Source organism: Halomonas qaidamensis (assembly GCF_025917315.1).
Taxonomy (GTDB): Bacteria; Pseudomonadota; Gammaproteobacteria; order Pseudomonadales; family Halomonadaceae; genus Vreelandella; species Vreelandella qaidamensis.
This window is the reverse complement of sequence record NZ_CP080627.1, coordinates 475,527-499,192: the sequence shown is the minus strand read 5'-3', so window position 1 is coordinate 499,192 and position 23,666 is coordinate 475,527. Positions and strand designations below refer to the sequence as shown.

20 protein-coding genes are annotated in these 23,666 nt (G+C 52.4%); 6 read left to right on the top strand and 14 right to left on the bottom strand.

Annotated features, from left to right (window positions below; translation table 11 throughout):
* Nucleotides 1–348 precede the first annotated feature (348 nt).
* The 3 genes from clpB to rluD all read right to left on the bottom strand — a co-directional run bounded on the left by clpB (nt 349) and on the right by rluD (nt 4,795).
* Nucleotides 349–2,928, bottom strand: a complete 2,580-nt coding sequence (gene clpB, locus K1Y77_RS02390; protein ID WP_030074341.1) for an ATP-dependent chaperone ClpB — start codon at nt 2,926–2,928, stop codon at nt 349–351.
* Nucleotides 2,929–3,083: 155 nt separating this feature from the next.
* Nucleotides 3,084–3,839 (bottom strand): peptidoglycan editing factor PgeF, encoded by a 756-nt coding sequence (pgeF, locus tag K1Y77_RS02385; RefSeq protein WP_030074342.1) that lies wholly within the window; start codon nt 3,837–3,839, stop codon nt 3,084–3,086.
* Entirely contained in the window at nt 3,836–4,795 is a 960-nt protein-coding gene (rluD, locus tag K1Y77_RS02380) for a 23S rRNA pseudouridine(1911/1915/1917) synthase RluD (protein WP_030074343.1), read from the bottom strand. Before rluD ends, pgeF begins: the two co-directional genes overlap by 4 nt.
* A gap of 217 nt (nt 4,796–5,012) precedes the next feature.
* Here rluD and K1Y77_RS02375 point away from each other — a divergent pair, with 217 nt between their 5' ends.
* Together K1Y77_RS02375 and K1Y77_RS02370 are read left to right on the top strand one after the other, a co-directional pair.
* A complete protein-coding gene (locus tag K1Y77_RS02375; protein ID WP_030074344.1) occupies nt 5,013–5,828 on the top strand; it encodes an outer membrane protein assembly factor BamD in 816 nt (271 codons plus the stop codon).
* A 216-nt stretch (nt 5,829–6,044) separates the two neighbouring features.
* Nucleotides 6,045–7,754, top strand: a complete 1,710-nt coding sequence (locus tag K1Y77_RS02370) for a methyl-accepting chemotaxis protein (RefSeq protein ID WP_264430155.1) — start codon at nt 6,045–6,047, stop codon at nt 7,752–7,754.
* Between the two features lie 24 nt (nt 7,755–7,778).
* On the opposite strand, the gene K1Y77_RS02365 is transcribed toward K1Y77_RS02370, so the two are convergent.
* Nucleotides 7,779–9,413, bottom strand: coding sequence for an NAD+ synthase (locus K1Y77_RS02365; protein ID WP_030074346.1), 1,635 nt, complete (start codon nt 9,411–9,413; stop codon nt 7,779–7,781).
* A gap of 145 nt (nt 9,414–9,558) precedes the next feature.
* On the opposite strand from K1Y77_RS02365, the gene K1Y77_RS02360 reads away from it, so the two are divergent.
* Nucleotides 9,559–9,834, top strand: a complete 276-nt coding sequence (locus K1Y77_RS02360) for a PP0621 family protein (RefSeq protein ID WP_264018892.1) — start codon at nt 9,559–9,561, stop codon at nt 9,832–9,834.
* Nucleotides 9,835–9,862: 28 nt separating this feature from the next.
* Here the strand turns inward: K1Y77_RS02360 and thiO are convergent, their stop codons facing one another.
* A complete protein-coding gene (gene thiO, locus K1Y77_RS02355; protein WP_264430151.1) occupies nt 9,863–10,966 on the bottom strand; it encodes a glycine oxidase ThiO in 1,104 nt (367 codons plus the stop codon).
* Nucleotides 10,967–11,042: 76 nt separating this feature from the next.
* On the opposite strand from thiO, the gene K1Y77_RS02350 reads away from it, so the two are divergent.
* Nucleotides 11,043–11,567: a GspH/FimT family pseudopilin gene (locus K1Y77_RS02350; protein WP_030074349.1), complete on the top strand. Its 525-nt coding sequence runs from the start codon at nt 11,043–11,045 to the stop codon at nt 11,565–11,567.
* Between the two features lie 89 nt (nt 11,568–11,656).
* Here K1Y77_RS02350 and trxB read toward each other — a convergent pair whose 3' ends face one another.
* Nucleotides 11,657–12,607 carry a thioredoxin-disulfide reductase gene (trxB, locus tag K1Y77_RS02345; protein ID WP_264430150.1) on the bottom strand — a complete coding sequence of 317 codons (951 nt, stop codon included), beginning with the start codon at nt 12,605–12,607 and terminating at the stop codon, nt 11,657–11,659.
* 273 nt (nt 12,608–12,880) lie between these two features.
* Between trxB and acnA the strand changes: the two genes are divergently transcribed.
* Nucleotides 12,881–15,613 carry an aconitate hydratase AcnA gene (gene acnA / locus K1Y77_RS02340; protein WP_264430148.1) on the top strand — a complete coding sequence of 911 codons (2,733 nt, stop codon included), beginning with the start codon at nt 12,881–12,883 and terminating at the stop codon, nt 15,611–15,613.
* A gap of 79 nt (nt 15,614–15,692) precedes the next feature.
* Here the strand turns inward: acnA and K1Y77_RS02335 are convergent, their stop codons facing one another.
* Complete coding sequence (locus K1Y77_RS02335; RefSeq protein WP_264018894.1) at nt 15,693–17,372, bottom strand: NAD-dependent malic enzyme; 1,680 nt, start codon at nt 17,370–17,372, stop codon at nt 15,693–15,695.
* Between the two features lie 179 nt (nt 17,373–17,551).
* The gene (locus tag K1Y77_RS02330) at nt 17,552–18,763 is read right to left on the bottom strand and encodes a YeeE/YedE family protein (protein WP_264430147.1); all 1,212 of its coding nucleotides are present in this window, start codon (nt 18,761–18,763) and stop codon (nt 17,552–17,554) included.
* A gap of 269 nt (nt 18,764–19,032) precedes the next feature.
* On the opposite strand from K1Y77_RS02330, the gene K1Y77_RS02325 reads away from it, so the two are divergent.
* Nucleotides 19,033–19,461 (top strand): hypothetical protein, encoded by a 429-nt coding sequence (locus K1Y77_RS02325; RefSeq protein WP_264430146.1) that lies wholly within the window; start codon nt 19,033–19,035, stop codon nt 19,459–19,461.
* Here K1Y77_RS02325 and K1Y77_RS02320 read toward each other — a convergent pair.
* From K1Y77_RS02320 to radC, 6 genes are all read right to left on the bottom strand, one after another.
* Complete coding sequence (locus K1Y77_RS02320) at nt 19,434–19,868, bottom strand: acyl-CoA thioesterase (RefSeq protein WP_030074355.1); 435 nt, start codon at nt 19,866–19,868, stop codon at nt 19,434–19,436. The two genes, K1Y77_RS02325 and K1Y77_RS02320, sit on opposite strands and share 28 nt — an antisense overlap.
* A 73-nt stretch (nt 19,869–19,941) precedes the next feature.
* The gene (locus tag K1Y77_RS02315) at nt 19,942–21,132 is read right to left on the bottom strand and encodes a class I SAM-dependent rRNA methyltransferase (RefSeq protein ID WP_030074356.1); all 1,191 of its coding nucleotides are present in this window, start codon (nt 21,130–21,132) and stop codon (nt 19,942–19,944) included.
* 98 nt (nt 21,133–21,230) lie between these two features.
* On the bottom strand, nt 21,231–22,058 hold the full coding sequence (gene mutM / locus K1Y77_RS02310) for a bifunctional DNA-formamidopyrimidine glycosylase/DNA-(apurinic or apyrimidinic site) lyase (RefSeq protein WP_030074357.1): 828 nt from the start codon (nt 22,056–22,058) through the stop codon (nt 21,231–21,233).
* A gap of 187 nt (nt 22,059–22,245) precedes the next feature.
* Nucleotides 22,246–22,401 carry a 50S ribosomal protein L33 gene (gene rpmG / locus K1Y77_RS02305; RefSeq protein ID WP_009098622.1) on the bottom strand — a complete coding sequence of 52 codons (156 nt, stop codon included), beginning with the start codon at nt 22,399–22,401 and terminating at the stop codon, nt 22,246–22,248.
* A gap of 25 nt (nt 22,402–22,426) precedes the next feature.
* On the bottom strand, nt 22,427–22,663 hold the full coding sequence (rpmB, locus tag K1Y77_RS02300) for a 50S ribosomal protein L28 (protein ID WP_009724126.1): 237 nt from the start codon (nt 22,661–22,663) through the stop codon (nt 22,427–22,429).
* A 250-nt stretch (nt 22,664–22,913) separates the two neighbouring features.
* The gene (radC, locus tag K1Y77_RS02295; protein ID WP_030074358.1) at nt 22,914–23,588 is read right to left on the bottom strand and encodes a RadC family protein; all 675 of its coding nucleotides are present in this window, start codon (nt 23,586–23,588) and stop codon (nt 22,914–22,916) included.
* Nucleotides 23,589–23,666: the final 78 nt, after the last annotated feature.

Here is a 23,666-nt window from a genome sequence, read left to right as displayed (position 1 = left end):
ACCAGCGACTCCCTTACACGACGGTTTGCCGTGTCGGGGCGTTGGCCAGGTCGGGCGGTTAGCCCAAGCCCGGAAGTCCTTCGGCGGGTAAAGGCTGTCGCCTACCCTTCGCGCGGGGATTAGGGGTTGCCCGTTGGTTCCGCGCCCGCAAATCAGGAACCCACAAGATTCCATTAGCGCCCTCAACCTGTCAACCTCCGATCAAGACAAACGCAACAAACGTCGCAAGAAGCCATTAAAAAAGCCCCGCTAGCAGAGCTAACGGGGCTTTTGCCCTATTTCATTGCGCAAGCTTGTTGTTTGCGCAGCCGTACGGACGATACAAGCTTATTGATACTTGCTTGTTAATTACCCAAACACTAGCTTGCCTTCATTGGCGCTGATATGAATGGTATCGCCTGGCGCATACTTGCCCGCCAATAAGTCTTGTGCCAACGGATTCTCGATACGGCTCTGGATTGCCCGCTTCAGTGGCCTTGCACCATACACCGGGTCGAAACCGACGACTGCCAGTTGTGCCATCGCATCATCGCTGATATCCAAGCTCAAATCATGCTCAGCTAAGCGCACTTTCAAACGCGCTAACTGAATACCGGCAATCGCCTGAATTTGCTCTTGACCAAGGGCGTGGAACACCACCACTTCATCAATGCGGTTAATCAATTCAGGCCGGAAATGGTTACCCACCACCTCCATCACTGCACTTTTCATTGCTTCGTAGTCGTTATCATCTCCGCCCATGCGCTGAATAATGTCCGAGCCCATGTTAGAAGTCATTACGATCACTGTGTTGCGGAAATCGACCGTACGGCCTTGACCATCAGTTAAGCGACCATCTTCCAGCACTTGCAGCAGGATATTGAACACGTCCGGATGCGCTTTTTCCACTTCGTCCAGTAACAGCACCGAGTAAGGCTTACGACGTACCGCTTCAGTTAAGTAACCACCCTCTTCATAACCCACATAGCCTGGGGGCGCACCAATCAACCGAGCCACGGAGTGCTTCTCCATAAACTCTGACATATCGATACGCACCATCGCTTCTTCTGTATCAAACAAGAAGTTAGCTAGCGACTTACATAGCTCTGTTTTACCTACCCCAGTGGGGCCGAGGAACAGGAACGAGCCGTTAGGCCGATTCGGATCAGACAGCCCGGCACGTGAGCGACGCACCGCATTCGCCACGGCTTCTACCGCTTCATGCTGGCCAATCACCCGCTCGTGCAGTGCTTCTTCCATGCGCAGCAGCTTGTCCCGTTCGCCTTCCAACATCTTGGAGACCGGAATACCGGTCCAGCGGGAAACCACCTCGGCAATCTCTTCTTCGGTCACGTTTGAGCGCAGCAGCTGGTGGCTGGCTGTATCAGCCTCGCCTTCACCCGCTTCGCTAATTTTCTTCTCCAGCGCCGGAATTTTGCCGTACTGAATTTCCGACATACGCCCTAAATCGCCCTGGCGACGCGCTTGTTCAAGGTCAATACGCGCCTGCTCAAGCTCTGCTTTGAATTGGGCTGCACCCTGAATACTGGCTTTTTCAGCTTTCCAGATTTCATCCAAGTCAGCGTACTCACGCTCTAGCTCGTGAATCTGGTTATTCAGCGCTTCGAGGCGTTTCTTAGTGGCCTCATCGGTCTCTTTCTTAAGCGCTTCGCGCTCCATTTTCAGCTGGATTAGACGACGATCCAAACGATCCATCTCTTCAGGCTTAGAGTCCAGCTCCATGCGGATACGAGACGCCGCCTCGTCAATCAGGTCGATGGCTTTGTCGGGCAACTGCCGATCAGTGATATAGCGGGTAGAGAGTTTCGCCGCCGCAATAATCGCTGAATCGGTAATATCCACGCCGTGGTGGACTTCGTAACGCTCTTTTAAACCGCGCAGAATAGCCACCGTATCCTCTTCAGACGGCTCATCGACCAGCACTTTCTGGAAGCGGCGCTCCAGCGCGGCATCTTTTTCAATATATTTGCGATACTCATCCAGCGTTGTTGCGCCCACACAGTGCAACTCACCACGCGCCAACGCAGGTTTAAGCATATTACCTGCATCCATCGCACCTTCGGCTTTACCTGCGCCCACCATGGTGTGCAGCTCATCAATAAACAGGATGACCCGCCCCTCTTCCTGGGAGAGCTCTTTAAGCACCGCTTTTAGGCGCTCTTCAAACTCACCACGGAATTTAGCGCCTGCCAGCAGCGAGCCCATATCCAACGAAAGTACGCGTTTGTCTTTCAGGCCTTCGGGCACTTCGCCATTCACAATGCGCTGCGCTAAGCCTTCGACAATGGCGGTTTTCCCCACCCCTGGCTCACCGATCAGCACCGGGTTATTTTTGGTACGACGCTGCAGCACCTGAATGGTGCGGCGAATTTCATCGTCGCGGCCAATCACCGGATCCAGCTTGCCATCTAACGCACGCTGGGTAAGATCCATGGTGTATTTGTTAAGCGCTTCGCGCTGGTCTTCGGCATTGGGGTCATCGACCGTTGCACCACCGCGCAAGCTGTTGATTGCAGCTTCCAAGCCTTTCCGGTTCAGCCCCGCCTCTTTCATTAACTTGGTGACAGCACTGTTCATTTCCAGAGCTGCTAATAGCACTAATTCGCTGGCGATAAACTGGTCGCCACGCTTCTGTGCTTCTCGGTCAGTTAAGTTGAATAGCTTGATAAAGTCGCGGGATGGCTGTACATCTCCGTCGAACTGGCTGACTTTCGGCAAGTCATCAAGCTGCTGCTGCAAACCGTCGCGCAGACGTGAACTACTGCCCTCGGCTTTTTCGACCAGGGCTTTGATGCCAGTGTCTTTGGTATCGAGTAACGCAAGCAGTAAGTGCGCGGGATCAAGCTGATTATGGCCGTGCCCAACGGCAAGGGATTGCGCCTCAGAAATAGCGGCCTGTAATTTGGCAGTAAATTTATCGAATCGCATGGAATTCCTCCTGGGGGTGCCGTGCGTTTGGACCCACGGTGTTTCCCAATAACTTGTCTTTAATATGCTAAAAACGTTTAGCTTGACAAGTTAAATGGCGTCAGTTCCACGCATTTCAAGAGGCGCGCAACACAAGCTTGAAGGAATCGCGCTGCTTAATTGATCCAGATCACACTTGCCATGCGTCCCGTATTGCCATTGTCTCGGCGGTAGGAGTAAAAACGCGACTCGCAGGCAGTGCAGAAATGGCCACCGCTGATGTGATGGAGCCCTAATGCTTCTAAACGAAAGCGCGCCAAGCGGTAAAGATCCGCCATATAGTGGCCAAGACGATAGGGGCTGTGGTCAAACGCATCAGCCGTCTCAGGGTGTACCGCAACAAAGGCACCATACACCTCTGGCCCAACCTCAAACTGAGCATTCGAAATAGCCGGGCCCAGCCATACCAACACGTCATCAGGGTCGCAATTCATAGCAGCAACGGTCGCTTCCAATACACCACCCGCCAGCCCTCGCCAGCCTGCGTGCGCAACCGCGACTTGGGTGCCCTGGCGATTACAAAACAGCACCGGTAGGCAGTCTGCGGTTAACACCACACAGGCATAGTCGTTGCTGTTAGCAATCGCTGCGTCTGCTTCCGGTATATCGCTTTGATACGCCTGCTGGACCCGTGCGCCATGGGTTTGGTTCAGCCACAGTAGCGGTCGATCATCGCCGATTTCTTTGTGCAGCAAACGCCGACATAGCGCGACGTGATCTGCATTATCGCCTACATGGGTCGCTGGATTGAAGGCTGCAAAATCATCCTGGCTCGGCCCTGTTTCCCGAGTAGTCACAAACGCCCGCACATTGGCGGGGGCCGGCCAGTCAGGCAACAATAACGTGGGCTTTAGATCAATCGCATCGCTCATCTCATGGTCTCGCTATCTTCGCGCAGGTAGTCCAACAACATCAGTAGATCATCGGGCAAATCAGCATGAAAAGTAAGCGTTTCTCCACTCACCGGATGCACAAAACTGAGCTTCCGAGCATGCAGCGCCTGACGCGGAAATTCACGTAGAATCTCTTTTAACGGCGCAGCAGCGCCCGGCGGCAACTTTGCACGACCACTATAAAGCGGATCACCAATCAGCGGGTAGCGGGCATGGGCCATATGAACACGAATTTGATGGGTACGCCCGGTTTCAAGCGTGCAACGCACATGGGTATGTGCACGAAAACGCTCTACCACGCGAAAGTGCGTTACCGCCGGTTTTCCAGATGCCGTAACTGCTTGGCGCTTACGGTCTTTTGGGTGTCGACCAATCGGCGCATCAATGGTGCTACCCGACACTGGTTTACCAATCACTACCGCATCGTACTGGCGGGAGACACTACGTGCCTGCAACTGTTCAACCAACGCCGTTTGTGCGGGCAACGTTTTTGCCACCATCATCAGGCCAGTGGTGTCTTTATCCAGACGATGTACGATCCCAGCGCGCGGCACTTCCGCCAGCGCAGCATGATGATGAAGCAGTGCATTTAACAGCGTGCCATCAGGGTTGCCCGCAGCAGGATGTACCACCATTCCAGCGGCCTTATTGATAACCATCACCGCGTCATCTTCATACACGATATCAAGCGGAATATCCTGAGCTTCGAAACGCGTATCGTCTTCGATGGTCGCTTTTAGCGCTAATGTTTCATGGCCGTGCAGCTTGGCCTTCGGCTTTACTTTAGCGCCGTCAACAGTGAGCTCACCGGCGTTGATCCACGCTTTCAACCGTTCGCGGGAATAATCGCTGAACAACTCAGCTGCGGCTTGGTCTAAACGCGCGCCTGCTAATGTCGCGGGTACCCGCTGCGTGGCTTCAACAATACGAGACATGAATAACCTCTTTAAGACACAAACGGCTTTTTAGGACACCAACAGCGTTGTCGCTATTTGACACTGCTTAACTTTTCAAACGGCACTGACGTGTCGCTAAGCCTGCGTTTTGCGTCTAGGTGATTTATAGTGGGTGAACTGCGACCTATTCTACCATTTCTACTTATGGCCATCGTCGCTTTTCGGTGATTGAGGCTTGTTTGCAACGAGGATGATGATGCGCGCTTTTTCCGCTGCCAACCGCTTTGGCGCCCTAGCCTTAAGCCTTGCTCTTCTGGCAGGCTGTGCCAGTAATAACGCCACCCCTGAAGAAGACGATGAATTCGAGGGTGTGCAAGAACGTGAACTCTATGAACTTGCGCGCACAGCGCTGGATAGCAACCGTTTTCCTATTGCCATTGAGCGGCTTGAAGCGCTCGATACCCGCTATCCGTTTGGCCCCCACGCCGAACAAGCCCAGCTTGAGCTGATTTACGCCTACTACGAAAACAGCAACTGGGAAGAGGCTCGCGCTGCTGCTAGTCGCTTCATTCGCCTGCACCCTGATCACCCGCAGGTGGATTACGCCTACTATTTACGCGGCCTTTCTGCTTGGCAAGCGGGACGATTTAGCCTTGAGCGACTGCGCCTGATTGATATCTCCAAGCGCGACTTGGGCGCCTCACGGGACGCTTACAACGACTTCCGCGAATTAATCCAACGCTTTCCACAAAGCGAATACGCCCCTGATGCCCAACAGCGTATTGTCTATTTACGTGAATTGCTGGCCCGCCATGAACTACATGTCGCAGACTACTACCTGCGCCGTGGCGCCTTCTTAGCCGCCATTGAACGCGGCCGCTGGGTGATTGAAAACTATCCGGAGTCCAACGCAACGCGTGATGCGTTGGCAACCATGGTAGAAGGTTATCAAGGGCTTGGTATGAAGGATCGCGCAGATGAAGTGCTTGTCGTTCTGCGAGAAAATGCACCAGACCATGAGCAGCTACGAGGCAATCGTTTTGTACCTAAACATGACAACGCTGATAATTAATAGACATCTCATACAGCGCTGATGCGTATAAAGCTATTTGACTTTTACTTTAAAACCACGTTTCGGCGTGGTTTTTTCTTGTTAGGAAATGCTTTTATTTAGACGTTATTCACACTCTGGCGCATCGTCAAAAGCTTAATAAATGTTGTACAAAAATTATGCAAAAGGTACATTACTCCTACCTTAATAACAAAGTGCCTGCTCGGAGCTAATGGAATGATCGCCTCCAAATCTCGATTATCAAAGACGACTATCAGCACACGCCTAGCCTTCGCCTTCTCTACCTTATTGATATTACTTGTTATTTTAACAGCAATAGGTATTTATCAGGTTAATCAAATTAACCGCGGGCTCACCTCTATTAATGATGTAAATGGCGCTAAGCAGCGTTTTGCAGTTGATATGCGAGGCAGCGTTCATGACCGCGCCATTGCGCTACGTGACATCGTTATGACGACGGATGCTAGCCGCTTAACAACACTTAATGAAGAGATGCGGCAACTGGCTGTTAATTACGATACAGCCATTGAAGGTATGCAACGAGTGATCAGTGATACAGATACAACGCCACAAGAGCAAAGTATCTTGTCTTCTATTAGCACCCAGGCCGATATAGTAGAAGCCCTTACTCAGCAAGTACTTGATGCCAGAACCTCTGATACTCTTACCCGTGCCCAAGCCATAACACTTGAGCAGGCTGGCCCTGCTTACGCTGAGTGGCTTAATCGGATTAATCAATTTATTAATTTACAAGAGCAAATTAATAACGCTTCAACGGCGGCGGCCCGCAGCACTGCCTCTGGTTTTCAAATGCAAATGCTTGGGTTAACACTATTTGCTGTCGTGATTGGGGGAGCCATTGCGCTGTTTTTATCACGCCAACTGCTGCGCGAACTCGGTGCAGAACCTTACGAAGTGAAGGCCTTTGCAGAAGCTATTGGTCGCGGTGAGCTGACCAATCAGCCAACTCTTAAAGCAGGCGACACTCGTAGCATCATGGCATCGCAGGTTGCCATGTCAAAACAGTTACAATCCATTGTGGCGCAAGTTCGCTCTTCAGCAGACGCCGTAGCTTCTAATAGCGAACAAATTGCCGAAGGGAATAACGATCTCTCTTCACGTACCGAGCAGCAAGCCAGTGCATTAGCAGAAACAGCATCAGCGATGGAGCAGCTCAATAGTACGGTCAAGCTCAACGCAGACAATTCACAACAAGCAAGCCAGGAAGCGGCCAGCGCTTCGAAAACAGCTACTGAAGGCGGCGAAGCTGTACGTCAGGTAGTGACGACCATGAACGAGCTAAATAAAAGCTCACAAGAAATTGCCGGCATTATATCCACCATCGATGCTATCGCTTTTCAAACCAACATTCTTGCGTTAAACGCGTCTGTAGAAGCTGCCCGTGCTGGCGAGCATGGCCGAGGGTTCGCAGTAGTGGCAGAAGAAGTACGGAATCTTGCTCAACGCAGCGCTGATGCCGCCCGTGAAATAAACGACCTGATTTCTAATAACTTAGAGCGTGTTAATAACGGTAACGCGCGGGCAGAGGAAGCCAGTCGATCAACTGAAAATATCGTAGCTGCTATTGGGCGAGTTACCAGAATTATGCAGGAAATTAGCCATGCCAGCGCCGAACAAAGCACCGGTGTTCAAGAGGTTGGCCAAGCGATCACTGAGATGGATCAAGTAACCCAGCAGAACGCTGCACTAGTAGAGGAGAGCGCTAATGCTGCGAATCATCTGCGCCAGAACGCTCATCAACTGCTAGACGCCATGAGCGTTTTCAAACTGCCCGCTGGTCAACAGCACACTTATATGCAAGCAGTGGTAAGCCGCGGTAGAACGCAAGACTCAACGGCGCATAACGCTCCTAATATACCCGTTTTGAAGCGCCAGACCGCCGAGTCTTCTTGGGACAGTTTTTAAGCAATTTGAGCAGAAACTGGCGCCTTAATCGCCTGGCTGCCAACCATTCACAATCGGGTAACGTCGGTCACGCCCAAACCCTCGGGGCGTGACCCGCACTCCAACAGGGGCTTGGCGGCGCTTATATTCACAGCGGTCAACCAGCTTCACCACTTTGTAAACATCTTCCTCATCAAACCCAGCGGCGATAATCGCTTCAGCACTCATATCACCTTCAATGTAGCTCACTAGAATGGCGTCTAGCACGTCGTAATCAGGCAAGGAGTCACTATCTTGCTGGTCGGGAGCCAGCTCTGCACTGGGTGGGCGCTCAATCACCCGTTCAGGAATAGCCAGAGACTGGGTGTTGCGCCAGCGAGCCAAACGGTACACCCAGGTTTTATAAACGTCTTTAATAGCATTATAACCACCCACCATATCGCCATAGAGCGTGGCGTAACCCACCGCCATTTCGCTTTTATTACCGGTGGTCAACACCATGAGACCTTTCTTGTTGGAAATCGCCATTAACAGAACACCGCGACAGCGCGACTGCAGATTCTCTTCGGTGGTGTCCCGCTCAGTGCCAGCAAAGCTTTCCGCTAACGTGCCCATAAACGCGTCGACCATCGGCTCGATGGGCATTACGTCATAATGAACGCCCAATATGTCAGCCTGTTCGGCAGCGTCCTGTTTCGAAATATCTGCCGTATAGTGGTAGGGCATCATCACCGCCTGAACCCGCTGCGGGCCGAGTGCATCAACGGCAATAGCCAGAGAAAGTGCCGAATCAATGCCTCCAGAAAGCCCCAGCACAACGCCTTTGAAACCGCTTTTGTTGACGTAATCCCGTAGTCCTGTGACTAGGGCGCAATACAGGCTCTCTTCCGGCGAAGTATCCGGCTCAATTTCACCCGCCTGAGGCTCCCAGGTATCAGCATTTTTTTGCAGTAACTGAACCGGCATTAAGCCTGCCTGCCAGTAAGGAGCCAGCACTTTGAGTTCGCCTTGGGCATCCACACAGCTAGAGCCGCCATCGAAAACCAGTTCATCCTGACCACCGATGGTGTTCACGTATACAATCGGGCGACTCACCTCCTGGGCGCGCAGCGCTAACAGGCGCAGACGCTCGTTGGGCTTATCCTGATGATAGGGAGAGGCGTTTAAGCTGATCAGCACTTCTGCGCCGGCTTCACGGGCAGCATTGACAGGCGCGCCTTCCCAGAGATCTTCACAAATCAGCAGCCCTAGCTTGGCGCCTTTGTGCTCATACACTAATGGCTGGGTGCCCGGCGTAAAGTAGCGCTGCTCGTCAAACACCTGATAATTAGGCAGCGCCTGCTTAGCGTACTCTGCTTCCCATTGGCCGTTGTACAGTACACCTGCTAGGTTGTAGCGCTCCCCTTCACGTACGCCGGGGTAGCCAATAATCACCAGCACATCCCGGGAGATTTTTTCTGCCATTTTAGCCCGCGCTTCACGTAAGCGAGCTTCCATCGACGGGCGAAGCAGCAAATCCTCCGGCGGGTAGCCTGACAAGAAAAGCTCTGGGAAGACAACAATATCCGCCCCATGTTCGATCCTCGCTTCGCGCACCGCTTCAATGGCGCGTGCAGCATTGCCGGGAATATCTCCCACTAGAGGGTCGAGTTGGGCCATTACCAGCGTTAAGTCTTGCATGGGCGTTAAAATCTCTTGAGAATCTTTGGAATACGTTGCCGTTTACCTAAATACATTGTCCCGCAAGGACTGCCAACAGGCAAAGGTTAGCCGGCACTCATGCTATTCTAGCGATTATTACATCCCACCATGGGAGTCATAGAGGATGAACCTTTTGATCATTCGGCTGATTATTTTTGCCGTGCTGTTCTATGTGGGCCTGAAGCTTTATGGCCTCTACCGAGAGCGCAGACTTACCCACCAAGAGAGCGAACCAAAACGCCATGAAGGCGGCCAGATGGTGCGCTGCCGTTGGTGCGACGTACATGTTCCAGAAGAGGAAGCCCTGCGCGAAAGCGAACAGTGGTTTTGTTCAAGCGCTCATCGCGATCGGTATTTGCAAGAGCAACAAGACAAGCAGAAACGTGATGAGCAACGCTAACCATAGACGATCTCCATCATTCACTATGCTAATACGTCATTAACCGGTCTGGTGTCGGCTGAAAGGGTGTTGGGTCGATAAGTGCCTCACGCCCTAATAGCTGATCAACCAAAACGTGGGTAGACGCTGGTGCAAGCACTAACCCATTGCGGTAGTGGCCTGCGTTCACGTAAATATTGAACCACTCCGGTAGCGCACCAATAAATGGAATACCGTCTGGCGAACCTGGACGCAATCCTGCCCAATGATAAGCGACTGGGTAATCTGACAGCGTAGGCACTATGCTTTCTGCGGTCTGTTTAAGTGACGCTAGCGCTTCACTGTCGGTCGCTTTATCAAAGCCCGCCTCTTCTAAGGTTGAACCTACCAGCAGCAAACCATCGCCACGTGGGATAATGTAACGGCCATCTTTTAACACTACGCGCTGCACCAACCCTAGCGGCGCTTGATAAGCAATCATTTGGCCTTTTACTGGGCGTACCGGTAGGCGAATCGTTAAGTTTTCTAACAGCTTGGCTGTCCAGGCTCCACCACACACAATTACTTTTTCTGCACGTTGCTCCCCTTGCGCCGTCTTAGCGCCCAGCACCTGTCGGTCACGTGTTATAAAACCACTTACCTCGCAGCCTTCATTAAGCACCACGTTAGACATAGCCAAAAGCCGAGCGCGCAGCGCTTGCCCTAGGCGAGGATTACGCACATTGCCTAGCGTTGGCATCCACAGTGCGCCATCCTGCGCCGAAACCACCTTAGGCTCCTTTTGATGAACAAAGTCAGCGCTGACACGCTCCAGTGGCTTGCCAAGCTGACGCGCCCACCCAAGTGCTGTTTCCGCATCGTCAACATTGAGATAGAGCAGTCCCTTTTGTCGATATTCAGGATCAATGCCAGTTTCTTCTAGCAAGCGCAGCGACAACGTGGGGTATACGCCTTCAGACCAGCGCGACAGCTGTGAGATCGGCGGCGCGTACCGCCATGGATAAAGTGGTGAGACAATCCCTCCGCCAGCCCAGGAAGACTCTTGTCCACAAATACCGCGCTCTACGATCGTGACGTGCTGTCCAGCATCTGCTAATTGCAGTGCCGTCATCATTCCGATCACGCCACCACCAATAATTAAGAAATTGCTCACAACGTTTGTCCGCTTTGGCTTACATAAAAAAAGAACAATGCGAGGTAGGCTGTAAAAAAACAAACTGGGAGCCACCATGCCACCTTCCCTTCATGGCGTACCTCTTACGCGCACCCAAGGTTTCACCCTTCTCGAACTGGTCATTACACTACTGCTTATTTCAGCATTAGCCGCTTGGGGAATTCCAAATTTTCAGGCACTTGGCCGCAATACAGCGGTAACAGCTGATATTAACAGATTGCAGACGGCCTTTTCTCTCGCACGCAACACAGCAATTACGCAGCGTATAACCACCACCATTTGCCCAGCAAACGCTGCTAAAAGCGCTTGCACACGCGATTGGAGCAATGCTCTATTGGTCGTTAAAGGAGATTCCATTAATCACATCCGCAGCAATGACATTGTGCGGGTATTTCCAGCACAGGCAACGACAGCCATATCGTATAGCCGCGGCACACGCCGAGTAAGCTACAGCACCCTTGGTCACACAAACGGTTTTAACGGCAGTTTTAATCTTTGCGCGGAAAACACCCGAGGGAGAAAGCTTGTGCTGAGCCGACTAGGTCGGCTGCGTATTGATGAAACGCCCATCGATTGTTGATCTAATAGCGTGATCTAGTTAGACAAAACTCGATGGGCGGTAGTGAATAGTGATAATTGTTAATGCCAACTACTAACAATGGCAGTCAATCAGGCAATGCCATCTAAATAGCGCTCAGCATCTAGCGCTGCCATGCAGCCACTGCCAGCAGAAGTAATTGCTTGGCGATAGATATGATCCATCACATCACCGCAGGCAAACACACCCGGCACGCTAGTAGCTGTTGCATTGCCCTCAAGGCCTGATTTCACCTTGATATAGCCACCGTTCATTTCCAGCTGGCCTTCAAAAATGCCCGTATTAGGGCTGTGGCCGATAGCGATGAACAACCCTGGCGCGTGAATCTCTTTACTGGAACCGTCTTTAGTCGACTTAACGCGTACGCCAGTGACCCCGGTGTTATCGCCTAACACCTCGTCCACTTCATAGAACCACTCAAGAACAATTTTTCCTGCTTCAACTTTTTCGAGCAGCTTATCCTGCAGGATTTTCTCGGCGCGTAAGGTATCGCGACGATGCACTAAGGTAACCTTTGAGGCGATATTTGAGAGATAAAGTGCCTCCTCAACAGCCGTATTACCGCCCCCCACCACGATCACTTCTTGATTGCGATAAAAGAAGCCATCGCAGGTGGCACAAGCAGACACCCCTTGCCCCATAAATTGCTGCTCGGTTGGCAAGCCCAGGTAGCGTGCGCTGGCACCGGTGGCAATAATCAGCGCATCACAGGTGTAAATTCCGCTATCCCCTTTCAAGGTGTACGGTTTTTCACCTAAGCTGACCTCATTGATATAGTCAAACAGTACTTCTGTATTAAAGCGCTCAGCGTGCTGCTTCATGCGCTCCATCAACTCCGGCCCCTGAACACCTTGAGCGTCGCCCGGCCAGTTATCGACATCGGTTGTGGTGGTCAGTTGGCCACCTGCCTGCAGGCCGGTAATGAGCAGCGGCTTTAAATTAGCACGGGCTGCATACACCGCTGCCGTATATCCTGCAGGGCCGGAACCAAGAATAATTAAACGTTCATGACGCGTTTCCATGACACCACCTTTGTCATAATTGAGCAGATATCGTTTGCAAGAGAGTCTGCCTGAAATGGCGTCAAGTACAAGCAATTACAAGGGTTAACCTTCGCTATTAGGTGAAGACGACTTGAAAGCCAAGGGTGAAACACCCATGTGCTATTAAGAAGATCAGCCATACTAAGGATACGCCACATTGAAAAAAAGCCGTGACCATCGCGCCAAGTGAGTCGCCATGAACACGCTGTCAACAGCAATTCGCTCAAGGCCAAGCAATTAGAGGAGAAAACAATGGGCAAGATACCCGATACGCTCACTACCCTAGACGTGGGCAACCACACGTATCATTACTACAGCCTACCAAAAGCCGCCGATGCGCTCGGTAATATCGATCGGCTACCCAAAACGCTCAAAATTCTACTCGAAAACCAGCTGCGCTTTGGTGACGACGAAAGTGTCGACCAAGAAGATATTCAGGCGTTAGTGGACTGGCAAAAAGAGGGCAAATCAAGCCGTGAGATCGGCTACCGCCCTGCTCGCGTACTCATGCAAGATTTCACCGGCGTGCCTGGGGTGGTTGATCTTGCCTCTATGCGCGCTGCGGTTGAAAAGTTGGGCGAAGATCCCGCGCGTATTAACCCACTTTCTCCGGTTGATCTTGTGATCGACCACTCGGTGATGGTCGATAAATTCGGCAACGCCGCGGCATTTCAAGAAAACGTCGATATCGAAATGCAGCGTAACGGCGAGCGCTATGAGTTTCTACGCTGGGGCCAGCAAGCGTTCGACAACTTTAGCGTTGTACCTCCCGGCACCGGCATTTGTCACCAGGTTAACCTAGAGTACCTGGGCCGAACTGTATGGACGAAAGAGGAAGATGGGCAGACGTTTGCCTATCCCGACACCTTAGTTGGCACCGACTCCCACACCACCATGATCAACGGCCTGGGCGTACTTGGCTGGGGCGTGGGCGGTATCGAAGCGGAAGCGGCGATGCTTGGTCAGCCGGTTTCGATGCTGATTCCTGAGGTTATTGGCTTCAAGCTAAACGGCAAGTTGCGTGAAGGCATTACCGCCACCGATCTTGTGCTCACGGTCACTGAAATGCTGCGCAAAAAAGGCGTGGTGGGTAAGTTTGTTGAATTCTATGGGGATGGCCTTAACGACTTACCCTTAGCTGACCGTGCCACTATCGCCAATATGGCACCGGAATATGGCGCGACCTGCGGCTTTTTCCCGGTAGACGACGAAACAATCAACTACATGCGCCTGACCGGCCGTGAAGATGAACAACTAGCTTTAGTAGAAGCATATAGTAAAGCCCAGGGCCTATGGCGCGAGCCAGGCGATGAACCGATCTTTACAGACTCTCTCAGTCTCGATATGGACGAGGTTGAAGCTAGCCTTGCTGGCCCAAAACGTCCTCAAGATCGTGTGGCGCTGAAAGACATGGCCGCTGCGTTCGACAAATTTATGAAAGAGGACACCACCGCCGACTCAACCGCAAAAGGGAAACTCTCTTCAGAAGGCGGACAAACGGCAGTCGGGGTTGAGCGCAGTTTTAAACATGACACCAGCCAAGACGTTAAGCTCAACGACCAAGACTTCAGCCTCGACCCAGGCGCGGTGGTAATCGCGGCCATTACCTCGTGTACCAATACGTCTAATCCCAGCGTCATGATGGCAGCCGGCCTGCTGGCCCGTAATGCTCGCCAAAAGGGGCTCACCACGAAGCCTTGGGTAAAAACCTCCCTTGCCCCAGGTTCGAAGGTAGTAACCGAGTACTTGGCAGCTGCTAACTTAAGCGATGACTTGAACGCGCTAGGCTTTAACCTAGTGGGTTATGGCTGCACGACCTGTATCGGCAACTCCGGTCCACTTCCCGACGAAATCGAAGAAGCAATCAATAGCGGCGACCTTGCCGTAGCATCGGTACTTTCAGGCAACCGCAACTTTGAAGGCCGTGTACACCCGCTGGTAAAAACGAACTGGCTCGCCTCACCGCCCTTGGTGGTCGCCTATGCGTTAGCCGGTAATGTGCAGTGCGACTTAACCACCGAGCCACTCGGCCAGGATAACGAAGGCAACCCGGTTTACCTCAAAGATATCTGGCCTTCTCAGGCAGATATCGCCAATGCCGTTGAGCAAGTCAACACCGAGATGTTCCGTAAAGAGTATGGCGCGGTATTTGAGGGCGACGATACCTGGAAAGCAATCAACGTCCCTGAAAGTAAGGTATACCAGTGGCCTGAATCAACTTACATCCAGCATCCGCCATTTTTTGAAGGCATGGAGCGCGAGCCAGACGCTATCGAAGATGTTAAAAACGCACGCGTGTTAGCCATGCTGGGCGATTCGGTGACCACCGACCATATCTCCCCAGCGGGCTCTATCAAGCCTGACAGCCCTGCTGGGCGCTATCTTCAGGAGCACGGCGTCAAGCCTGTTGATTTCAACTCCTATGGCTCTCGTCGGGGCAATCATGAAGTGATGATGCGCGGCACCTTTGCTAACGTGCGCATTAAAAACGAAATGCTGGACGGGGTTGTCGGTGGTGAAACCCGACATGTACCCAGCGGCGAGCAAATGGCGATTTACGATGCCGCCATGAAATATAAAGAGGAAGGAACTCCTCTAGTGGTGATTGCTGGTAAAGAGTATGGCACCGGCTCTTCACGGGATTGGGCAGCCAAAGGCACCCGCTTATTGGGTGTACGCGCGGTGATTGCCGAGTCCTATGAACGTATTCACCGTTCAAACCTAATTGGCATGGGCGTGGTACCGCTGCAGTTCCCTGAAGGTGAAAGCCGTGAAACGCTTGGATTGACAGGTGATGAAGAAATCTCAATTGCTGGCTTGAGCGATTTAAGCCCAGGTGGCACTGTGAAAATTGTCATCAAAAATGAAGATGGGGAGCGCACCGTTGATGCCAAGTGCCGAATTGATACCGTCAATGAGCTGGCTTACTACCGCCACGGTGGTATCCTTCACTACGTGCTGCGCAAGATGATCGGCGCAGCGTAGAAAGTAACACCTACCAATGCTTGCATCGCCCCCACTTCGGTGGGGGCTTTTTTTGCATGCTACTTTAGATTTTATTTAATTAGAAAGCTCTACGACGATAGGTGCGGTATTCTGGCGACCAACATGCTTTCTCGATACGCTCACGCAGTTCAGTGCCACTAGTTTTAAGCGCCACACCATTTTGCTGGGCCTGAGCAGCCACTTCAAAGGCAATTGATTTGCTGATATCACGAATTCGCGACAGCGGCGGTAACAGTGCACCTTTGCCCTCTTTGACCAAAGGCGCTTCGCGGGCTAAAGCCCGAGAAGCACTCATCAGCATTTCATCAGTGACACGATTAGCACCCGCCGCAATCACACCCAAGCCAATACCAGGGAAGATATAGGCGTTATTGCACTGAGCAATCGGGTAAGTGCGTCCGTTATATACCACAGGGGCGAAAGGACTGCCTGTGGCGACCAGCGCTTGGCCATCGGTCCAACGAATCACATCTTCAGGAACCGCTTCTGCCTGAGAGGTAGGGTTGGAAAGAGGCATAATCACTGGATGCTCGCACCCAGCGTGCATCGTACGCACCACTTGTTCGGTAAAAATACCGCGCTTACCGCATACACCAATGAGAATTGTCGGTTTGATCTGGGCAATCGTGTCTTCAAGCCCCTGGCTATTCCAGCTAGCGACCAGCTCAGGCGAGTGTGCCAAGCGGCGTTGAAAGTCTCGTTGCCAGGGCTGATCAGTAGTCATCAACCCATCTCGATCGACAACGAATATCCGCGCTCGAGCTTCGCTTTCAGTCAGCCCCTCTGCCTGCATAGACACAACTACCTGCTCAGCAATGCCGCAACCCGCCGAACCGCCACCTACAAACACCACACGCTGCTGAGCGATGGTTTCTTGACGAGCCTGACATGCCGCCATCAAGGTGCCGACCACCACCGAGGCAGTACCTTGCACATCGTCATTAAAGCAGCACAAGTCATCTCGGTAGCGTTCTAACAGCGGCACTGCGTTCGCTTGGGCAAAGTCTTCAAACTGAAGCAATACGTTCGGCCAACGACGTTTTACAGCAGTAATAAATTCCGCCATAAACGCATCATACTCTTCTTGACTAACCCGTTCATGACGCCACCCCATGTACATTGGGTCGTCCAGCAATGCCTGATTGTTAGTACCCACATCAATCATAATCGGCAGCGTATAGGCGGGGCTAATACCTCCACAAGCGGTGTAAAGTGCTAATTTACCAATAGGAATACCCATTCCACCGATGCCTTGGTCACCCAAGCCTAGAATCCGCTCCCCATCAGTGACAACAATGACTTTCACGTTATCTTTGGTGGCACTGCGCAGGATATCGTCCATGTGCTCGCGATCTGGATAGCTGATAAACAGCCCCCGGTGATTGCGATAAATATTAGAGAACTCCTGACACGCCTGCCCGACCGTAGGGGTGTAAATAATCGGTAGCATCTCTTCCAGATGCTGGGAAACTAAACGGAAGTAAAGCGTTTCATTATCGTCTTGAATAGCACGCAGATGGATATGCTTTTCAAGATCACTATGACACTGCTGATACTGGCGATATGCCCTCGACAGCTGTTCATCAATAGACTCAACTTTTTGTGGCAATAAACCGATCAAGTTAAAGGCTAGCCGCTCCTCTTGAGTAAACGCGCTGCCTTTGTTCAATAGCGGCATTTCAAGCAAAGAAGGACCGGCATAAGGAATGTATAAGGGGCGTTTACTCATCGTGGACATAGGCACTCTCTTTTTATGTCGATTGCTATTGCAATGCAGCAACGCAGGGCGTTGGCGGCGTTTGTGCGTAATGTAACATGCTAGTACGACAAAGGTGGGAGGGACATAACTAAAGACAACAAAAAAGCGCCTTGGTGACTACCAAGGCGCCTACAAAAAGCATCGTATCTGATCAACCTCTAACAGGTTTTGGCAACCGGTCTCCGCCCTTCAACACCATCAAAAAAGAACGGGCGCAGTTTTACGCCCACCATGTTGCCGGCAAACGCCGCCACCATCCAAACCCAGCCATGCAAGCTGCCAGAGGCAATACCACTGAAGTAAGCGCCAATGTTGCAACCAAACGCCAAGCGCGCACCGTAGCCCAGCATCAGACCACCAATCACCGCCGCCAGAACAGATTTAAGTGGAATACGGAAATTAGGCGCAAAACGACCCGCTAAACTCGCAGCGGCCAGTGCTCCTAACATAATGCCAACGTTCATCACCGTCGTAATATCGCTCCACACGCTGGCCTCTAACGCTGCTGCATTACCGGGTGCTTGCCAGTAGCCCCATTGGCTAACATCACCACCAACGAGTTCAAACCCTTTCGCACCCCACAACGCGAACGCAGAGGTAATGCCCCAGGGGCGACCAGCCAAAGCTAATGTCGCGAAATTGAGTAGCGCTAGCGCCACTGCACCAGCGATCAACGGCCATGGGCCAGTTAACCAGCGCTGACTACCAGGCTTATCGACTAATGGCGCTTGCTCTAGGTGACCATGACGACGCTTTTCCATGACCACGGTAAACGCCGCAATCGCTGCAAATAGCACCAAGCTAATCGCGATTCCACCGCCAGCACCTGCCACCTTTACCAACGAAACAGGCTGAAACGCTGGCAAGCTCTGCCACCATGTAAAATGCGCCGAACCAATCACCGACCCAACAATAAAGAACAGTAGCGTGATCAACATCCGTGCATTACCGCCCCCCGCAGTAAACAGCGTGCCCGATGCACAACCGCCACCCAGCTGCATGCCAACACCGAATATAAAGGCCCCAAAAAGCACCGAGATACCAATCGGTGACACAAAGCCTCGCACCTCAGTACCAAACAGCGTGCCCGCCCCTAATGCAGGAAAAAACAGCACGACAGCGATCGCTAACATCACCATTTGGGCGCGCAAACCACGGCCTCGCCGCTCAGTAATAAACACCCGCCAAGCAGCCGTAAAGCCAAATGCCGCGTGATACAGCACCAGTCCCAACAACCCTCCAACAATCATCAACAGGCCGACATTGGCACCAAATACCACACCGATGATCACCGCGCCCAGCACGATGGCTGCTGTTGAAAATAATGGCACGCGGTAGTTTGCCGGTGCTCCTGCAGAAATCATGGACATAGCTCACCTTCTAGCAACGCCAAAAGCGCCTGTTAAAAACAGGCGCTTGCTTGGCCAACATGAATAATGGTGTTAAGCCTAACGCTGGCGGTAGACCGCTGGAAATTCTTTATTCAGCAGTGCATATGCTTTTTAAGAATATTGTTCTGCATTCGGATATTTTTCTCGCCATGAGTAGCTTGCCAATATGCAATGATCTTAGCTACCTAGTCGCTAGAAGATAATTCGACCCAGGGCGATTTCCAGGTTGGGGCTGGGATGCTTTGGCCATGCGCTGCCCCGTTAAGGGCCGGTGGCTTGCCGAACTGTCTGGCACTCGGTGTGGCGGTGAGCGTGTGCTGCCATTGCTAGTCTTTCTAGACGCTGCGATGTTGAATCAGCTCGATGCCGGTGAGCCGCTGACTGCTGTCGCCGTCGGGTTGGGTTGGGTTGGGTTGGGTTGGGTTGGGTTGGGTTGGGTTGGGTTGGGTTGGGTTGGGTTGACCTTTATGCGAACCATGGCGCTCGGGAAGGGAGTTAGGCTTAAACACGATAAATCACGTCGAAAAGAAGTCACCACGTCGGATTTAGACACATGCACGACACAGATAGCCTTGGGTAGTCGCTACTGCCTACAATGCCCAGAGAGCGGTAATCAACGAATGCCGCGTCACAAGCGTGATGGTACAGCCTACTCTGCCACCACCGCTGCCCCGTAAATACGCTGGTACTCATCGGGTAACCGTGTAGGCCGCCCATTTGAGAGAGCCACACACGCAAACCGGGTGCGTGCGTTTAGCAGCGTTTTACCGCTCTCCACACGTTTAAGCTGAAACCGACGAGTGAGGCTAAAACGCCCATCGCAAGCCACAATCCACGTCGCCAACTGCAGTTTGTCATCGACAAACGCGGGAGCCAGGTAGTCTAACTCATGGCGATGAACCACCATGGCACGATCTAGCAACTGATAATCATCAAGGGATAGCCCCAGAGCTTCAGAGTGAGCCCAACTGACCTGCTCTACCCAGCGCAAATACTCGCTGTTGTTGACGTGCTGGTAGGCATCAATGGCCTCCGGCGTCACCTTAAGCTCAATCACAAAGGGATTCGGCAATGCCCACTCCATAGTGCTGCTCCTTGTGGTTACTCCTTGATGTTATCGATTATTTTTCACACGCTCGCTAAGAAGTGTCTTCGACTTAATCGCGGAATACCCGCACACCCAACGCCTTCAAATACGATGTTTCCGGGATCGCTGGATGGACGGGATGATCGGGCCCCTGGTGGCCCTGAAAAATCACCTGGCCGTGGCGGTCTTGGTGGCGAACGGCGCCACGAACCACATCAATCAAACGCTCAGGTGCAAGGTGCATGGAGCACGAGGCCGATAACAGCAAGCCATCACGGCCCAGCAGACGCATCGCTTCACGATTCAGGCGTGAGTAAGCGCGTTCCCCATTGGGAATATCCTTACGCTTTTTGATAAACGCCGGTGGATCAAGAATGACAACGTCAAACTGTTCGCCATCGGCTTTCAGTGCCGCTAGCGCTTCAAAAGCATCACCTTCTGCTACCGCAACTTGTTCTTGCACACCATTTAGCTCGGCATTGCGAGCTACCTGATCCAGTGCAGGGGCAGAAGCATCGACACATAGTACTTCCGAGGCACCGCTAGCAGCCGCCTGCACACCCCAGCCGCCCACGTAGCTGAATACATCTAGCACACGCTTACCAGCCACTTGGCTATTCAGCCACGCGCGATTAACGCGATGATCAAAGAACCAACCTGTCTTCTGACCATTCAACACAGGTACCGCAAAAGTGACCCCGTTTTCTTCCAACAGAACCTCATCAGGAAGGATGCCCTTTACTACTTCAACGTGAGCTTCCAGGCCTTCTTGGCGACGACCGCCAGTATCATTGCGGAATACAATGGCGCTGGGCTTTACAACTTTCTCCAACGCATCGACAATCTCTTCCGCTAACGCCTGCATACCTGCGGTATTCAGCTGCACCACCAGCACATCGCCAAAACGGTCAATAACCAGCCCTGGTAGCAAGTCGCCCTCACCGTGGATCAAACGGTAGAACGGCTTATCAAACAGACGCTGACGCAGCGCCAACGCCTGATTGAAACGGTGCACGAACAGCGATCGATCCAGGCGCATTTCTGGGTCACGCGACATTACTCGACCACAAATCAGTGAATGCGGGTTAATGTAGGCTACCCCAAGGACTTTGCCGTTTGAGGCTTCGACCAGCGCAGACTCACCCGCAACAAAGTTTTTCAACGGCGTTTCTTTAATATCTACTTCATTGGAGTAGATCCACAGATGGCCCGCTTTCAGACGGCGATCGGCATTTTTATTCAGGCGCAGGCGTTGAGTCACAACAATCTCCAAAAGAGCAATCTTACAAAGCCCATAGACTCTGAAAGCCCATAGACTCTGAAAACATAGGCAAAACAGTTAACATCAAAGAGTAGCTACTACCGCTGGCATCCAGGGCAAAATACACTGGCCCGCTGACCAAGCGTGATACGTCGCAGCTCAACGCCACAGCGCAGGCAGGGTTGCCCATGGCGTCCATAAACGTTCAGTTGCTGGGCAAAGTAGCCTGGCTCGCCCTGGCCACTGACAAAATCTCGCAGCGTGGTACCGCCCTGAGTAATCGCCGCCGACAGCACCTCTTTTACCGCAATGGCCAGCTGCTGATAACGGGCTAGGGAAATTTTCCCGGCGGCGCGACGCGGGTCGATACCTGCCATAAACAGCGCTTCAGCAGCGTAAATATTACCCGCACCCACCACCACGCGGTTATCCATTAAAAAAGGCTTTACCGCAACGCGTTTATTACGGGAGGCGTTATAGAGCCAACGCCCGTTAAACGCATCATCTAACGGCTCAGGACCAAGGTGCGCTAGGCGCGTATCCAAACTACCATCGCCCTGCTGCCAGTCAACAAAACCAAATCGCCGCGGGTCGTGATACCTCAGCACATGGCCATTGGCCGTCACCACATCAACATGGTCATGTTTTTTGGGCAAATCACCAACCTTGGCAATCCGCAGGCTACCCGACATGCCTAAGTGCCACAGCAACGTGGCCTCACGCTCAGACCGCATCACGGGAATTTGCAGGTACTTAGCACGGCGCTTTAATACGCCAATCCGCGCGCCTATTAGTCGATCGGCTAGATCCTCGGGCACTGGTACGCGCAAACGAGAGTGCCTTACCAACACCTCGGTAATTTCTTGCCCTTCGATATAAGGGGCAACGCCACGCCGCGTTGTTTCAACTTCAGGCAATTCGGGCATGATGAAAGCCTATGATGACAGCACAGTGACAACCACACTGTCGCCAGTGCAGTGCTGGGGTATAGGGGCATGTGTAACCAATCATACACAATAAGTGGCTAACTATCAGACATGCAAAAACCCGGCTGAGGGCCGGGTTTTTCAACAGGCACTCGCCTGCGGTGAAAGCCGATCATTGTAATCGCGATTACTTGATCTTGGCTTCCTTGTAGATAACGTGCTTACGGACGACCGGGTCGTATTTCTTAAATTCGAACTTATCCGGTGTGTTCCGCTTGTTCTTATCAGTGGTGTAGAAGTGGCCTGTACCGGCACTAGACACCAGCTTGATCTTATCGCGCATGGTTTAACTCTCCCAAAATGCTAGCTTAGATGGCGTCGCCGCGCTTGCGGATATCAGCCAGAACCGTTTCGATACCTTTCTTGTCAATAATACGCATTCCTTTAGAGGAAACGCGCAGCTTGACGAAGCGGTTTTCAGCTTCAACCCAAAAACGATGGGTGTGCAGGTTCGGCAAGAAACGACGACGTGTCTTACGCTGGGAGTGAGAAACGTTATTACCAGTTACCGGACGCTTGCCGGTAACCTGACATACTTTGGACATGAGAGCCTCCAACCGCTTGGCGAGTTGTTCAAAACTGTCGGGCAAACCGGAGCAGGGAGGGAGTCGACGCAGTTAACCGCCTAGCTGTACCCAAATCCGTTATTCAACCCAAGTTTAAAGGTGGCACTTTATACCAGAGCACCCGGCTACCAGCAAGCAAAAACGCCTAAAAATGCCAAAAAAGGCACTTTTCGGACAATTTACTTAGATAAACAGCGAGAATTTGACGTCGCACTATTTTCATTAATTGCTATAGCCAGCCGCGCTCGGCAAACGAAACCACGTCACCGTCCCCCACCACAAAATGATCAAGTACCCGCACATCAAAAAGCGCGAGGGCATCTTTTAGGCGTTCAGTGATACGTCGATCAGCATCGCTTGGCTCAGCAACACCCGACGGGTGATTGTGTGCCAGGATGACAGCACCAGCGTGTAGTTCGAGCGCACGCTTGGCAACTTCGCGGGGGTAAACGGATGCGCTGTCTAGGGTACCGCGAAATAGGGATTCATAGCGAATAATTCGATGCTGTGTATCCAAAAAAAGCACCGCAAACTCTTCATGACCCAAATGACGCAGCTGAGAGCTTAGGTAATGACGCACCAACGCCGGAGAGGTGAGCGCATTGCCGCGGGCAAGCTGGCTCGCCATGTGCCGCCTGGAAAGCTCAAGGGTCGCCTGAAGCTGAGCGAATTTGGCACTTCCAAGCCCCCTGGCTGCACAAAATTGATCCTGATCTGCTTCCAAAAGCTGCCTTAACCCACCAAAGCTGGCCAGCAGGTCCCGGGCCAAATCGACTGCCGAGCGCCCTTGAACGCCGACGCGTAAAAAAATGGCCAGAAGCTCAGCGTCTGAGAGCGCCTGCACACCCATGTTCAACAGCTTCTCTCGTGGCCGCTCACCCTCTGGCCAGTGATTGATCCCCATCGCCGCCTCCCTGCCCATGCTGACAGCACCGCCCGCGCTTGCCACTGCGCACTCTTGTTGACTTTTCCAACGTCTGGC